Below are 14,414 nucleotides of genomic sequence, written 5' to 3' on the forward strand. Positions count from 1 at the left end.
GCACTCCTGAGTCAATGGCTTTTGTTCTGGTTGCTGACTAAGTGTACGAATATCGTCTTTTCTGGCGCAATGCCAGGTTCCAGGAAATCGCCTGGACACATCTCAGCACGCATAAAGTGGGAATTAAGGCCGCCAGTATTTAGATAATCAATCAGTTTCTTTAATATTTCACCATGATTCACCTGCCGTGTAGGATATTTTTTATGCTGAGTATCGCTATTAAGGAACAAAACAGTCACTTTGAGCATGGTTTGAAAATCATCATGACGCGTCTGGCGAATCAATGGCAGCAGAAAATTGACTTTCTGCCGCCAGAAGAGATAGATAATGCCGATATCGCTTTCCTGGCCCTGGATGATGATTGGTTCAGCGCAGGCTGTTACCAGATACCTATGCATACCCAACATCAGCTACGGGTAATTATTTGTAATAAATGCGATAAAGAAAAGCTCATGTTCAGACCATGTCTGTATATGCTGCCGCATATTTATCGGGAAGATGATGTTGAAGAAATTACCCGGAAAATGATATTGATCTTACATAAGCGAGCGCTTCGACATAGCGTCCCTTCTGGCATTTGCCACTACTGCACGACTCGTCATTTTTCAGTAACAGAACGTCACTTATTAAAACTGATCGCCAGCGGTTATCATTTAAGCGAAACGGCCGCTTTACTTTCGCTTTCTGAAGAGCAGACAAAGTCACTCCGCCGGAGCATTATGCGAAAATTACATGTTAAAACGGAGCAGCAGTTTTTAAAGTATATTAGAGTTAACCTTCATTTCTTACTCAGTAAGTAAACTCACTTAACTTTTTACAAGGCTTACGAAATATCTCACCAATAATTAAGTAACGATACCTACAGGCATTTTTTTAACGCTGCCACAATGATGCCCATAATATCCTGATAGATTCAGGGGTCGAAAATATATGGCTGCATCATAAATGCCTGGAGGAGTGTTTGGTGGCACAGGGTACTTTATTAAAGGAAAGGATAAATCCCCCACACCTGGCATCTTCGCCAACACGCCATTCATATCTCAACAGCGGATTGTTAAAATCTGAGCCAATCGTTCATCTCTCAACTGCGCAATTAATCGGCTATGAGGTCCTGACGCAACTTCCGTCAGAACATGATAGCGAAGTTTTTTTTCAGCAGTTAATGCTGATGGAAAGCATTGAAACATCAGAGCAACGAAGCATTGCTTTTTACGCTGGTGCAACGATGGGACAAGGTTATTTATGGCCAGCCATATTACCAGATATATATTAGAGCAATGGAAAAAGCAGGATGCGCAGCGTACCACGCAGGGAAAGACACCGCCGTTTAAGAAATGCCAAAGACTGCGCCTGCCGTTATCACTCTCCAACGCCGCAGATATTTGATCGCCTTGAGTTACTGGACCAACAGATTAATTATGCCTTGCCGGTTGGTATCATTTCCCAGGCAATAATTACAACTGATAACTACCTCGGCTATTCATTGAGTCACTACTTATTTTCCGGAAAACGTACCGCAGCATTCCGCTCATTAGATGACATTTCTTTGTGGATTGAAAAGGGGTCGCTCAAACAACTGATTGTAGATATGGAGGCGCTACCTGTCTCCTGTATTGAGGCGCTTAACCAGCTACGCGCGCTCAGTTGGCAACAAAGCGATATCCAGATTTACCTGCTGGTATCAGATAAAACCGCCGCTATAACACAGTTTATCCGTATGGCTGGGCGTTTTTTTGTTCTGTCACGACAACAAAATCTGGCCTCAGTACGCGAAGCCTTGTTATCAGCCGACGAACCTCGCTTATCGGAAAGCTTTAGCCGTACTGACTGGTTGATGATTGAAACTTTAGCGCAAGGCGCCTCTTTAAAAGAAATAGCACGTCAGCAAAGCGTACCTTATCATCGTGTAGTTTACCGGCTTAAACAACTTATCACCCTCCTTAACCTTCCCCACAGGCAAAGCTTTCTTCGGCTGATCCAGCAGCTAAACGTTACTTTCCACGACATTTTTTAACGAACTAACGTTTTGGTGAATAAGATTTTTTAAGAAATTACTTATTTTCACTTCCATTAAATGTAAATATTTCACATAAAATTAATATTTACAACTCGTCCTGGTAAGCGATAAAAATTTTTTTCTTACATCGTCCCCTGTCTCTCCTCGTTTTTTGAGGTCTCCAGCGTAAACATCTTTCTGTTATTACATAACAAATACTAAACAATTAGTCTTTCATATTATTTTTATACTTAAAAACAACAGTTTAAACTACTCAATGTCAACTCTAAAGAAAATAGCTCTACCACGAACAAATTTTCTATAACGCCACAGAACATCCTACCCGCTATCCATAATTCGCATTTCGCAAGACTTTTCCGAGAAATCAGACCAGGTATAATCCATATTGTTTTTACTTAATCAGAAATTTCTTTTTTGTTGGTGCGAAATGGATATTCCACATATTTATTACTCTTACGCAAAATAGCCAGTCAACAGGGATGTCTCATTCTTTATTATTGCTCCACTGTGTGGTGTGTAGATCTGGCTATTTCACAATCTTTAAGGTGTCTGACGCTTATTCTAAAACGAAGGACGCATAACAGTCTGAGGCATACAACAATGAAACCTGCATCTGTTATCATTATGGACGAACACCCTATTGTAAGAATGTCGATCGAAGTTTTACTCGGTAAAAATAGCAATATTCAGGTTGTCCTGAAAACGGATGATAGCCGAACAGCGATAGAGTATCTGCGCACTTATCCTGTTGACCTTGTCATTCTGGATATTGAATTACCGGGCACCGACGGCTTTACCTTACTTAAACGAATCAAATCTATCCAGGAACATACCCGGATACTTTTTTTATCGTCAAAATCAGAGGCTTTTTATGCCGGAAGAGCAATAAGAGCGGGCGCAAACGGATTTGTAAGTAAACGCAAAGACCTCAATGATATTTATAATGCGGTAAAAATGATTTTATCCGGCTATTCTTTTTTTCCATCTGAGACGCTTAACTTTATCAGTAATACCCGTCCCCCCAAAGGCGGGCACCATGATATGCCACTTTCTAACCGCGAAGTCACCGTGCTGCGCTATCTGGCTAATGGAATGTCTAACAAAGAAATTGCCGAGCAACTTTTATTGAGTAACAAGACTATCAGCGCGCATAAGGCCAATATATTTTCTAAACTTGGCCTTCACTCTATCGTTGAGCTTATCGATTACGCCAAATCACACGAATTATTGTAAAGGTACTCCCGACGAATTATCGTTCGGGAGCCACAATAACGGACACTAATTGTAATTGATCAGGAAGGTCGCATCCGCGTTAGCAAGTCCGGGCTGCACGCCATCGGCTAAGGCGATATAGTTCGCATAGAATTTCAGGGTAGCATTGCCGTTGTTGTCAATATCAACGGCCTTGCTGGCCTGTTCAAGTGGCAATCGACGTTGATCGCCATCGCGAATTTCAATCGCCAGTTTTTGCGCCATTGCCATATCAGCAAGCGCCAGTAATGCCGTGCCGGGCGCTGGCGTCCCGGAAAACGTTATAGACGCCGACCCCGGCGGGCAACCTTCAAGTTTTAGGCTAAAGGCTACCGGTTGCGTGGCGTCACCGGCGGCGTGAAGCTGTTTTGTCGGCCAGGTGCCGAGGTTAACCGACTTGTTACTGTCGCCCGCCACCACGGCGCAGGTAAAATCCACCACGTTACCGCGCAGTTCAATATTCACTTCGCCCAGAGATGAGGTGGCCTGACTCAGCGGGCTGAACAAAACACAACCGATAGCGATGAAAACGCGCCGAAGGATCATTATGCCTCCTTAATCATAATCGACTCGTAGATAGCCGCGCGCAGTAAACGGCCCTTCCGCCGGTTTATTCCCCGTCACGCTGATCGGCCAGGCGCGAATACCTACGCGAGCGGCGGCGTTATCATCAAGATGAAACGGAATTTTACTCGACAAATTATTGGGTGTGAGCGGCGTACCGTTGCTATTAGCAACCACAAAGCCTAAATCCGGATTATCGGACACCATCGCCTGTCCTGAGGCCTTTTCGGCTTCAAGCCGCATCGATAAATAGGCCTGCGCCGCGACGTTGGTACATTTGATAGCAATGGTTTTCGTTTGCGGCGTGACGCCTTGCGGACGATTACCCGCCCCCGCCTGACTAAATAACGACGCGCCGATATCGCCGAAATCAAACTCCACGACCTGTCCGGCATTCACTTCACAGTTTTGCGGTACTTCCACTTTGCCGCTGTAGCTAATGGTATACACCGGCGTGCTCAACGCGTCGCCGGTAGAGGTCGTCACATAGACGGTAAACATTGTCTGGCGAGGGATCGTCACCATATTAATAAAAGGCCGTATCACTTTTAATTTAAAAACCAGCTTTGAGTCCTGCACGCCAAACGGCATTTGCTGCGACACGTTAGAGTCGACGCCCATGCGAATATAGTTACGGGGCGGATAAAATACGCCAGCGACACTATCGGTGATGCTCATCGCGCCCAGAAGGTAGTCATTCAGTTTGAGGTATTTAAAATTTCCTTCGGTGCTTCGTACCGGTAATTCTGATACATAGCTTCGGTAGGTATAATTTACCATTGTCCCCTCCGGGCACGTCGCGTTTACGCCGACCCAACCTGATTTTTCCGGTAGCGTAACCACCTGTCCCGGCTGATTATTGCCGCTGGTGAAAACATCTGACAGGTCGTAAAAGATATCGGTCGCCGTCCCGTTTGAATTGCGGCAAACCGTCGCCAGCGCGGGATGGGTGAAAAAGAGCGCGGTCCCCGCCAGCAATAGCGCTGAGTATATTTTCATCTCTATTTTTCCTTTTATGACGCCGGACGGATACAGGTCGCGCTGGCTATCGTAATCGCCTGCTTCAGACTATCCTCCGCCAGGGCGTAAGGGGCGATACAACGCGCGTTTTTCCCCTCTCCCCACTGGATGAACAGTTCACCTTTTAGCGGCAAGCCGCTCAGATAAATTTGCCCGTCATCGCCGACCATACTGGTAATGCCGCTGGCGGTTTCTCGTACTATCGCGCCAAACGGTAACGGACGTCCGCCAAGCCTCGCGGTAATGATGGCCCTTACGCCTATCCGCGTATCAAAAGCGGCCCGCACCAGCGCGCCCTCTGTCGGCACCACGCTGCTGACGTTATTCTCGACATCGGTATGGTTGTCCATCGTGTTGGTATCTAATGCGACGCGGTTATAGCGATATACCGTGGCGTAGGGCATTACCGCATAGCCCCGCCAGTCCGTTTTCACGCCGGTCTGGTTTTCGATGCGCACGCCTTTCGCTCCCGGCGCTTTAATCAAGACATTGGTATCGCCCAACGGTTGGCTAAACGTAATACCATCCGCATGACCGACCACGCCGCCGGAAAGTTGCCAGTTATAGTCATGCTGATCGCGATCGTAGTTATATCCCACGCCCAGCGTGCCATACGTCGCCTGCCAGCTAGCGCTGGCGCTGCCGCTATAACCATTGCTACTGCTACGCCCCTGCGTCACGCTGTAGCTCAGATTACGTCCTTCCAGAAGCGTGCCGCCCACGCCGGTCTGCCAGCTATTGTCGCCGTCGCGGTTGCGGTTGGCGTTAAACGTGGCATAAGTACGATCAAGAATAGTGTCGCGCGCATAGCGCCGTCCGGTCAGAATGCTAAACGGAACGGACATATTGAATGCCAGAATGCGGTCGGCGCCTGAGATCCCCACCGACTCGCTCCACGACCATGACAGCGAATAACTTATGCCTTGCCATCCACTGGCGTATCCCAGTTGATACCAGGTATTGGTATCCGCCGTATTCCAGTAATTTTGTTGACTGCCGGAAAGATACAGTGACCCGTAATCCCCCAGGTTTTGCGAAATATTGACCTGAAAGCGGCCTTTTTTGCTGTAACGGAGATTGTGGTAGCTCTGCGCCACCGGCACTTTATGGCGGCGTCCGTCGCTATCGTATTCGTAGTCGTACCCTTCCATACTGCGATATGCCACATCATCCAGGGTGTAAAATCCGCGCGTGGAATAGCGGTAACCCAGCAATTGAAAATTAGTCCCGTAATTATTCAGCGATTTGGCGTACAGAAAACGCAACGATTGCCCCTGATGGGTGCTGTCATCTGCCAGTTGGCTACGCGCATGTGTGACATCGACCGACACGGCTCCCCAGTCGCCCAAATTTCGCCCCGCCCCGACCACCACGGCACGGTAACGATCGGCAAGTTGCGTACCGCCGTAAGCCGTCAGCCCCGCAGGCAGGCCGGCAATCACCGTTCCCTGGAAAAAGAATGGCGAAGACTGCTGACTATTGCCGCTGCGAAAATCCCCGGCCACCAGGTCATACTTCACCCTGCCCTCACGCTGCAATAGCGGAACGGTAGAGTAAGGCACCGTGTAACGTTGTTGGCTACCGTCTTTTTCATCTACCGTCACCTCAAGGTCGCCGCTGGAAGAGGTAGGATTAAGATCGGTAATCGCAAACGCGCCCGGCGACACATAGCTTTGGTAGATAACATACCCGTTCTGTCGTATCGTCAGCTTTGCCGCCGTCCGGGCGATTCCTCTAACCGTGGGGGCGTAGCCCTGCAGGCTATCGGGATACATATTGTCAGAAGAGTACAGCCGCGCTCCGCGAAAGCCGACGCTATCGAAAACATCGTTCCCGGTATTGCTGTCCCCTATGACCAGTTCGCTTTTTAGCGGAATGATGGCGCGCTGTACCCAGGTGCCAATGTTGTTCCAGCGTTGCGAATGATAGCCGTCCCCTTTCGAATAGTTCCAGGCTCCGTTATTACGCAGCCGCCAGGGGCCATAGTTCAAACCACTCAACAGACTCAAAAAATAGCTATCGCTGTCTGTTCCGCGGCTACCGGTAAAACTGTAATTGATGAGTGCGGCGGGTATCCCTTCATCCCACTCTTCCGGCGGGATATAGCCACGCGCGCTGTTGAGCAATGACGCCTGCGGCAAGCTAATATTTAAGCGCATCAACGCGAAATCGAACGCGACCTCCGCGCCCGGGATTTTCTCAGGAAGGTGAATACACGTGGTATCGACGCCTTTATCTGAGACAGGGAACGCCGCGGTATTCACGCCCAGCCGTTTAATCCACTCCGGTGTAAAACAAGGCATCAGGCCGCCGGATTTATCGCCGGCGCCCACGGCGCCCGCCTCAAAACGGATATCCTGCGTCGCTACGAATTCGTCGTTACGCCAGATATCCACCCGGTAAATACCGGGAGGCTGATGATTACCTTTTTCAAAGCGAGATAAATCCGCCACAGACGCGGTATCCGCCGACAAAAACGCAGGGTTGAAATAACTTTCGCCGCGGCTCGTCAGCGGACACAGCGCCGCCAACACCGACAGCACCACGCCGCTTAACGGTGATACATAGCCGGGAAATCGCCCTGCAAACCAGGTTGTCTTCTTCATCGTGTTCTCGTGTGGCTTCACGCGATCTGCTTAACCGAGACTGGCCGTTGTCGCCGACGTCAATGCGCCGTAATCATTGACGGTCTGAAATGTCACGCTGCCCTGCACGCCAGTCGGTAAGGGAATTTGCATGTCGCTTTTTGGCGCGATCATCACGTTATCAATCTTTTTCGCGCCCACGCTGATATTGACCAGAGTGAGGTAATAAGCAGATGGGTTGGTTATCTTGAGATGGTTGCCGATACGGGAAAATTTCAGCAAGGTCGGCGCGTCTTCCGGCGTCTGCGGCAAATTCGCCGGACGCACAAACAGTTTGATGCGCGACAGAATCGCCAGTTGCAGAACGTTTTTTCCCTCAATATGACTTTTATCGACCGACGGGATGGCTTTCACGTTCATCCAGAATAACGACTCCCGATCCCCGGGTAGCGGTTGCCCGGCGTAGATAATACGCAGCGTGTTTTCGCTTTTGGGTTCGCTGACGAATAAAGGCGGCGTAACGATAAACGTTTTTTCTTTCTGCCCGGCGCTATTTTCGATCCATGAATTGACGAGGTAACGTTCTTGAGTATCGCTATTACTGATTGCCAGAGAAGTCTGTTTCGCCGCCGAGGGATAAATAACACGCGTGGCGCCTAATGCAATCCCCCCCGCCGCCTGTACGTTCAGCGAAGTAAATAACGTGAGAAGAACAATAAAGCCTAATTTTATACTATTCAGCATGGTAAAAAATACCTTTTGCATTGAGTCACGTCGGCAAGAAAATTCATGGGTAAACCAGCGTAAACCACACTTCTGAATGAATTCGTCCCGGCGTCATATTTTCTGAAATTGCCCGATAGCGGGCAGTAAAATGCAAAGTCATTTCTGACGTTAAAATGGGCGTGTAATGAAGCGGTAACGTGTTAGGTATGATTTGCCGCTGCTGGTCATCAAATAATGCCAGGCCGATTCCGGCATTACCGATACCCTCGCCGCTGGCCAGAAAAACATGGGGATCTTCCGCAGGCGTAACGCCGGCAAACGCAATGCCGACATGACGCCAGACCTCCGCGCTACAGGAGATTAACCGTAACGAAAATGGAACGCTGACGGGAGCGAAGCTGCCAGGACCGGTAAACGCATTCGTGCGGTACTGTCCCATCAGTACGCGCAAATCCTGGCTTTCTGTGGCGACAGCGCAGCCGCCATTGACCAGTTGTCCGCGCAGGTGAATACGCCCGCTCTCCACCATTACCGGCTGCGCAATAACGGGCGACATCAAAACAAGCCCCACTAGCGCCGCGCCTTTCCTTATCATCTGCTATGTTCTCTTTTATCCCCGATAGCCTCTTCCGTTGAGGCGCCTCCCTTCCCTGGCGTTCCCAGACGGGATTATTCGTATTTCATGATAAAGGTGGCGTCGGCATTAGCCTGGCCTGGCGTCGTGGCGGTGGCGGTTGCCTTATAGCGTGCGGTAAAACGCAGCGTATTGGTGCCTTCAACCAGCGCCTGCTTCGCCGAGAAGGTCGCGCCGTCCGGTTTCAACGGTGAGGAGGTGTTATCAAGAATCTCAATCCCGACGCCGGTTGCGGTAGTGCTATTGTCCGCAGAGGAGACAGCCAGCAAATTAGGGTTGGTGTTATCTGCCTGACCAGAGAAAGCCACGGCAGCGGTAGCCGCCACTTTCGGATCGCAGTCATTCAGGACGATGGAGAAAGGCACCTGCGCGGTCGTATCATCAATCGCCGTAAAGCTGGCGGTACGGTATTGACCCAGCGTCACCGTTTGATCGGCGGATTTAGTGCTAACGGCACAGGCTGCATTAACCAGTTTACCTTCGAAATGAATAGTACCGCCACTCACGCTCACCGGAGTAGGATCAGCCGCAACCGCTGCGCCAGCGACAAACATCAGACTCGCAATAGTAGAGGTCATTAATTTATGTTTCATGGATTTCCCTTGAATTACACACACCCGGTTTCGGCATCCTGTCGGCTCCGTTTGAATTATTATCGACATAGCATGTCAGAAAAGTTATCTCTGCATCCTGTAAAGATAGATATCGCAGATTAATTAGTTTTCTGTTTCTCCCCTGAGTATCAGACGCAGTAATTAATCTTTGCGAATATGACATTTCGTCACGGTAATAAATTAAACATTTCGCTAAATAAAAAATAGCCGCAAACTCTTTTAATGACCTAAGCTAATTCTTATTGGGATATAAGAAGGGTCTAATCTTATTTTGTATAAAATGTCGCATTATGCCGCCCGATGCTATTAACGACGAGGGATTACGGTAACCATAGCCAGGGTGATGAATTGTTTCTTTTTGGTTAATCATGGCGCGCTTACGGGTCACGTCTCAGCATCGGCAACGAACGGGGGAGACGTCGCGTTTGCATCGGAAACACAAACGTTAACTGACAGCGAGGCCCGCTTCTGACAAAATAGCGTCATCCCCTTTGACTTGAAGTAACAGATGGAATCTTCTCTCTGATGGCAGCAAAGATTATTGACGGTAAAACGATTGCGCAGCAGGTGCGATCTGAGGTTGCTCAAAAAGTTCAGGCACGCGTCGCAGCAGGTCTTCGCGCTCCCGGCCTGGCTGTGGTGTTGGTCGGCAGCAATCCGGCCTCACAGATTTATGTCGCAAGCAAACGTAAAGCGTGCGACGAAGTGGGATTCGTCTCCCGCTCCTATGACCTGCCAGAAACCACCAGCGAAGCCGAACTGCTGGCGCTTATCGATACTCTGAATGCAGATAACACGATCGACGGTATTCTGGTGCAGTTGCCTTTACCGGCAGGTATCGACAACGTTAAAGTGCTGGAGCGTATCGCGCCAGATAAAGACGTAGACGGTTTCCATCCTTATAATGTCGGTCGTCTGTGCCAGCGTGCGCCGCGCCTGCGTCCCTGTACGCCCCGCGGTATTGTGACCCTGCTTGAGCGTTACAATATTGATACCTACGGCCTGAATGCGGTGGTCATTGGCGCGTCCAATATCGTTGGACGCCCGATGAGCATGGAGCTGCTGCTGGCTGGCTGTACGACTACCGTTACACACCGCTTTACCAAAGATCTGCGTCACCATGTCGAGCATGCTGATTTGCTCATTGTCGCCGTAGGTAAACCGGGCTTTATTCCCGGCGAATGGATTAAAGAAGGCGCAATTGTGATTGATGTCGGTATTAACCGTCTGGAAAATGGCAAGGTCGTTGGCGACGTCGTGTTTGACGAAGCCGCGACGCGCGCGTCATACATCACGCCAGTACCGGGCGGCGTCGGCCCGATGACGGTCGCTACGCTTATCGAAAACACGCTGCAGGCGTGCATTGAATATCACGATCCACAAGGAAAATAACATGGCGACATTCTCTTTAGGCAAACACCCACACGTCGAGCTGTGCGATCTGCTCAAGCTGGAAGGCTGGAGCGAAAGCGGCGCGCAGGCGAAAATCGCCATTGCCGACGGGTTGGTGAAGGTTGATGGCGCGGTTGAAACGCGTAAACGCTGCAAAATTGTCGCCGGGCAAACCGTTAGCTTCGAAGGCCAAAGTGTGAACGTCGTGGCCTGATACAGAGTGCCGGATAGCGACGCAAAGCGTCTTATCCGGCCTGATTACGCTGTCTTTTCAGATAATCATCCACTTAATCCTCTGCGTTCCAACTGCTAGCATGGCTATTTCCCTGTGAACGATCGCTATGCCTACCGTTATCACCCACGCCGCCGTTCCCCTGTGTCTTGGCGCAGGCTTAGGCCTGAAAGTTATCCCTCCTCGCCTGCTGTTTGCCGGTGTTGTGCTGGCGATGCTCCCCGATGCCGACGTGCTGGCCTTTAAATTTGGCGTCGCCTACGGCAACGTGTTCGGCCATCGCGGATTTACCCACTCTTTACTTTTCGCATTCGTCCTCCCCCTGTTGTGCGTACTCGCGGGACGACGATGGTTTCGAGCTGGGCAGGTGCGCTGCTGGCTGTTTTTAACCGTTTCATTGTTGTCGCACAGCCTGCTGGATTCGATCACCACGGGTGGTAAAGGCGTTGGATGGCTGTGGCCGTGGTCAGATGAACGTTTTTTTGCGCCCTGGCAGGTGATTAAAGTCGCGCCGTTCGCGCTTTCAAGCTACATCACGCCGTATGGACACCAGGTCATTCTCTCAGAATTGCTGTGGGTGTGGTTGCCGGGAAGTATTTTAGTGTTATTTCTAGGGGTACTTAAAACGCATATTAAAAGGAATCAATATGAATAAAATGGCATTCGCCGCCGCGGTCGTCTGTTTCTCATTTTCCCACGCCAGCTATAGCGAAGAAATGTCTGCCACTGGCTGGTATGCGGCATCGTCTGCGGTTGTCAGCGTGGGCAGTTCCGCACTGGTTAGCGGAATTATATTCTCCCCCGTACTGCTGCCGCTCAACCTGAGCATTGGATCTGTTGTCGAAAATAAAAAGCAAAAAACCGCGCTGTTAACCACTAAGTCCCCCGATAACAAAGACATTAAAATGCAAGTTCCGCTACATGTCGTCAAAGAAGGCAACCTCAAAGCAGGTGATAAAGTCACTCTGGAAAAAACGCAGGAAGGCACCGGCGCTTATTTGAAAAAAGAGGGCAAGGTCCTTGCCCATATGGTAAATCAGGACGATGCAGGACTTTCCAGCAACCAGACGGTACCGGCCAAATGAAGCGGTTCGCGTTTGCCCTGTGGCTCAGCGCAATCTCGCTCAACGCTTATGCAGACAGTGCTAACTGTCACCAAAAAGCAAACACGCCGGAGAGCATCGCAGCGACAATGGATCAGGCGTTACAACTCAAACAGCAGCTTAACAGTCAACCCGATCCGGTCGTCATTCTGGTTCGCCAGGGGCAAGATATGTCGAGCCGACATTTAATCTGGTCACATGCTGGCTATGCCATGCGCCAGCCAAACGGAGACTGGCGGGTTTACCATAATCTGAATACTTGCGGAACCGCTGAATCAGCGCTCTATATACAAGGTCTGTATGAGTTTCTGGCTGATGACCTGGTGAATCAGAGCATTGCCGTTTTGCGCCCGCGTTCAGATATCGCGACGGCATTACAAACGCTCTTACATAGCGCTATCAAACTCAATCTCTTCCACAGTCCCCGCTATAACCTGATTGCGTGGCCTTTTTCCGGCCCTTATCAGAATTCGAATGGCTGGCTTCTCGAAGTGTTTGCGCGAGCAAACGATGCGCAGGTTTGGTCACGTAATGATGCCCGCCGCTGGCTGCAGCTTCAGGGTTATCAACCCTCTATCGTTAGTGCTGGCACTTTTGAACGATTAGGCGCAAAACTGTTCACCCCTAACGTTTTCACCGACGATCAGCCAGCAGAATTGCTGCGAAAAGGAGATGTGGGGCTAAACAGCGGCGACAGCGTCATCCGCTTTATTGCCCGTTACAGTCGGGCAATATCCGGATGTGAACATCAGAATCTGGGGGAGTCGGTGTGCGTTTATCTTTCGCCCGGCGCGAAAAAATAAAAAACAGGCCGTTCTATGCCAAATAGAGCGGCCTGTAAAAGCGCTTACTTACGTCGCCAGGTGGTGCCCTGCGGGCCATCTTCCAGAATAATGCCCATTTCAGTGAGACGATCGCGCGCCGCGTCCGCCGCCGCCCAGTCTTTCGCTTTACGGGCATCCAGACGCTGTTGAATCAAGGCTTCAATTTCCGCAACTTCACCGTCATCCGCCTGCGCACCGCTTTGCAGGAAAACATCCGGCTCCTGCTCCAGCAGTCCCAGCACGCCGGAAATCTTCCGCAGATGAGACGCCATCGCATTCGCGGCGGTCATATCTTCGCCCTTCAGACGGTTGACTTCACGCGCCATATCAAACAGGACGGAGTAGGCTTCCGGCGTATTGAAATCGTCATTCATCGCCTCGACGAAACGCGCTTCAAACGCCTCGCCGCCCGCCGGGGCCGCTGATTTATCCGTTCCACGCAATGCAGTGTATAGCCGCTCCAGCGAGGCGCGCGCCTGCTTGAGGTTCTCTTCGCTGTAGTTCAGTTGGCTACGGTAATGCCCGGACATCAGGAAGTAGCGCACGGTTTCCGCATCGTAGTATTTCAGCACGTCGCGCACGGTAAAGAAGTTGCCCAGCGATTTGGACATCTTCTCGCGATCCACCATCACCATACCGGAGTGCATCCAGTAGTTGACGTATTCGCCGTCGTGGGCGCAGGTAGACTGGGCAATCTCGTTTTCATGGTGCGGGAACATCAGATCGGAACCGCCGCCGTGAATATCAAAATGGTTGCCCAACTGCTTACAGTTCATTGCCGAACATTCAATGTGCCAGCCCGGACGCCCTTCGCCCCACGGCGACGGCCAGCTCGGCTCGCCCTCTTTCGACATTTTCCACAGCACGAAGTCCATCGGGTTACGCTTCACGTCAACGACATCCACGCGCGCGCCCGCCTGAAGCTGCTCAAGATCCTGACGGGAAAGCTGCCCATAAGTCGGATCGGTCGGTACATCGAACATCACATCGCCGTTATCCGCCACATAGGCGTGCCCTTTCTCGATTAAGGTGCGGGTGAGCTCGATAATTTCCTGAATATGGTGCGTCGCACGCGGCTCGCTGTCCGGACGCAGAATATTCAGCGCGTCAAAGTCCTGATGCATTTCCGCAATCATTCTGTCGACCAGCGCGACAAAACTTTCGCCGTTTTCATTGGCGCGTTTAATAATTTTATCGTCGATATCGGTAATGTTACGCACATACTTCAGCTTATAACCGAGAAAACGCAAATAGCGCGCGACAACGTCAAAAGCGACAAACGTGCGTCCGTGGCCAATGTGGCAGAGATCGTAAACGGTGATACCACACACGTACATGCCGACTTCCCCGGCATGAATGGGTTTGAATTCCTCTTTTTGGCGCGTCAGTGTATTAAAAATTTTTAACATCGAAGATTCCGTATAGACGTGTGTGGGTAATAATCTCCGTATG

The 14,414-nt window shown here is 50.4% G+C and carries 16 protein-coding genes; 9 read left to right on the forward strand and 7 right to left on the reverse strand.

Features of this window, described 5'->3' with window-relative positions; genetic code table 11:
* Window positions 1-203 precede the first annotated feature (203 nt).
* The 4 genes from fimW to fimZ all read left to right on the forward strand — a co-directional run bounded on the left by fimW (window position 204) and on the right by fimZ (window position 3,250).
* Window positions 204-800, forward strand: a complete 597-nt coding sequence (fimW, locus tag OLG56_RS15810; protein WP_000948629.1) for a fimbria biosynthesis transcriptional regulator FimW — start codon at window positions 204-206, stop codon at window positions 798-800.
* A 161-nt stretch (window positions 801-961) separates the two neighbouring features.
* A complete protein-coding gene (locus OLG56_RS15815) occupies window positions 962-1,273 on the forward strand; it encodes a hypothetical protein (protein ID WP_061377212.1) in 312 nt (103 codons plus the stop codon).
* 18 nt (window positions 1,274-1,291) lie between these two features.
* Complete coding sequence (fimY, locus tag OLG56_RS15820; RefSeq protein ID WP_061377213.1) at window positions 1,292-2,014, forward strand: fimbria biosynthesis regulator FimY; 723 nt, start codon at window positions 1,292-1,294, stop codon at window positions 2,012-2,014.
* 603 nt (window positions 2,015-2,617) lie between these two features.
* Window positions 2,618-3,250, forward strand: a complete 633-nt coding sequence (fimZ, locus tag OLG56_RS15825; protein WP_000801272.1) for a fimbria biosynthesis transcriptional regulator FimZ — start codon at window positions 2,618-2,620, stop codon at window positions 3,248-3,250.
* Between the two features lie 45 nt (window positions 3,251-3,295).
* Here the strand turns inward: fimZ and sfmF are convergent, their stop codons facing one another.
* From sfmF to fimA, 6 genes are all read right to left on the reverse strand, one after another.
* Window positions 3,296-3,814: a fimbria assembly protein gene (gene sfmF, locus OLG56_RS15830; protein ID WP_001628535.1), complete on the reverse strand. Its 519-nt coding sequence runs from the start codon at window positions 3,812-3,814 to the stop codon at window positions 3,296-3,298.
* Window positions 3,815-3,823: 9 nt separating this feature from the next.
* Window positions 3,824-4,831 carry a type 1 fimbria D-mannose specific adhesin FimH gene (fimH, locus tag OLG56_RS15835; RefSeq protein ID WP_061377214.1) on the reverse strand — a complete coding sequence of 336 codons (1,008 nt, stop codon included), beginning with the start codon at window positions 4,829-4,831 and terminating at the stop codon, window positions 3,824-3,826.
* A gap of 14 nt (window positions 4,832-4,845) precedes the next feature.
* A complete protein-coding gene (locus tag OLG56_RS15840) occupies window positions 4,846-7,458 on the reverse strand; it encodes a fimbrial biogenesis usher protein (RefSeq protein WP_207011576.1) in 2,613 nt (870 codons plus the stop codon).
* Between the two features lie 30 nt (window positions 7,459-7,488).
* Window positions 7,489-8,181 carry a type 1 fimbria chaperone FimC gene (gene fimC / locus OLG56_RS15845; RefSeq protein WP_207011575.1) on the reverse strand — a complete coding sequence of 231 codons (693 nt, stop codon included), beginning with the start codon at window positions 8,179-8,181 and terminating at the stop codon, window positions 7,489-7,491.
* Window positions 8,182-8,224: 43 nt separating this feature from the next.
* Window positions 8,225-8,758, reverse strand: a complete 534-nt coding sequence (fimI, locus tag OLG56_RS15850; RefSeq protein WP_000619614.1) for a type 1 fimbrial protein subunit FimI — start codon at window positions 8,756-8,758, stop codon at window positions 8,225-8,227.
* 74 nt (window positions 8,759-8,832) lie between these two features.
* Window positions 8,833-9,390, reverse strand: a complete 558-nt coding sequence (fimA, locus tag OLG56_RS15855) for a type 1 fimbrial protein subunit FimA (protein WP_000681026.1) — start codon at window positions 9,388-9,390, stop codon at window positions 8,833-8,835.
* A gap of 546 nt (window positions 9,391-9,936) precedes the next feature.
* On the opposite strand from fimA, the gene folD reads away from it, so the two are divergent.
* The 5 genes from folD (at window position 9,937) to OLG56_RS15880 (ending at window position 12,941) form a co-directional block, all read left to right on the forward strand.
* Window positions 9,937-10,803, forward strand: a complete 867-nt coding sequence (gene folD / locus OLG56_RS15860; protein WP_119002603.1) for a bifunctional methylenetetrahydrofolate dehydrogenase/methenyltetrahydrofolate cyclohydrolase FolD — start codon at window positions 9,937-9,939, stop codon at window positions 10,801-10,803.
* A 1-nt stretch (window position 10,804) separates the two neighbouring features.
* Window positions 10,805-11,017 (forward strand): ribosome-associated protein YbcJ, encoded by a 213-nt coding sequence (gene ybcJ, locus OLG56_RS15865; protein WP_000190278.1) that lies wholly within the window; start codon window positions 10,805-10,807, stop codon window positions 11,015-11,017.
* 127 nt (window positions 11,018-11,144) lie between these two features.
* Complete coding sequence (locus OLG56_RS15870) at window positions 11,145-11,690, forward strand: metal-dependent hydrolase (RefSeq protein WP_207011574.1); 546 nt, start codon at window positions 11,145-11,147, stop codon at window positions 11,688-11,690.
* Window positions 11,683-12,120 carry an STM0539 family protein gene (locus OLG56_RS15875; protein WP_001038403.1) on the forward strand — a complete coding sequence of 146 codons (438 nt, stop codon included), beginning with the start codon at window positions 11,683-11,685 and terminating at the stop codon, window positions 12,118-12,120. Before OLG56_RS15870 ends, OLG56_RS15875 begins: the two co-directional genes overlap by 8 nt.
* Window positions 12,117-12,941 carry a DUF2145 domain-containing protein gene (locus tag OLG56_RS15880; RefSeq protein WP_000818110.1) on the forward strand — a complete coding sequence of 275 codons (825 nt, stop codon included), beginning with the start codon at window positions 12,117-12,119 and terminating at the stop codon, window positions 12,939-12,941. The genes OLG56_RS15875 and OLG56_RS15880 overlap by 4 nt, the downstream gene beginning before the upstream one ends.
* Window positions 12,942-12,985: 44 nt before the next feature.
* Here the strand turns inward: OLG56_RS15880 and cysS are convergent, their stop codons facing one another.
* A complete protein-coding gene (gene cysS, locus OLG56_RS15885; protein WP_000912377.1) occupies window positions 12,986-14,371 on the reverse strand; it encodes a cysteine--tRNA ligase in 1,386 nt (461 codons plus the stop codon).
* Between the last annotated feature and the right edge of the window lie 43 nt (window positions 14,372-14,414).

The organism is Salmonella sp. 2018103, from assembly GCF_026247685.1.
Lineage (GTDB): Bacteria > Pseudomonadota > Gammaproteobacteria > Enterobacterales > Enterobacteriaceae > Salmonella > Salmonella enterica.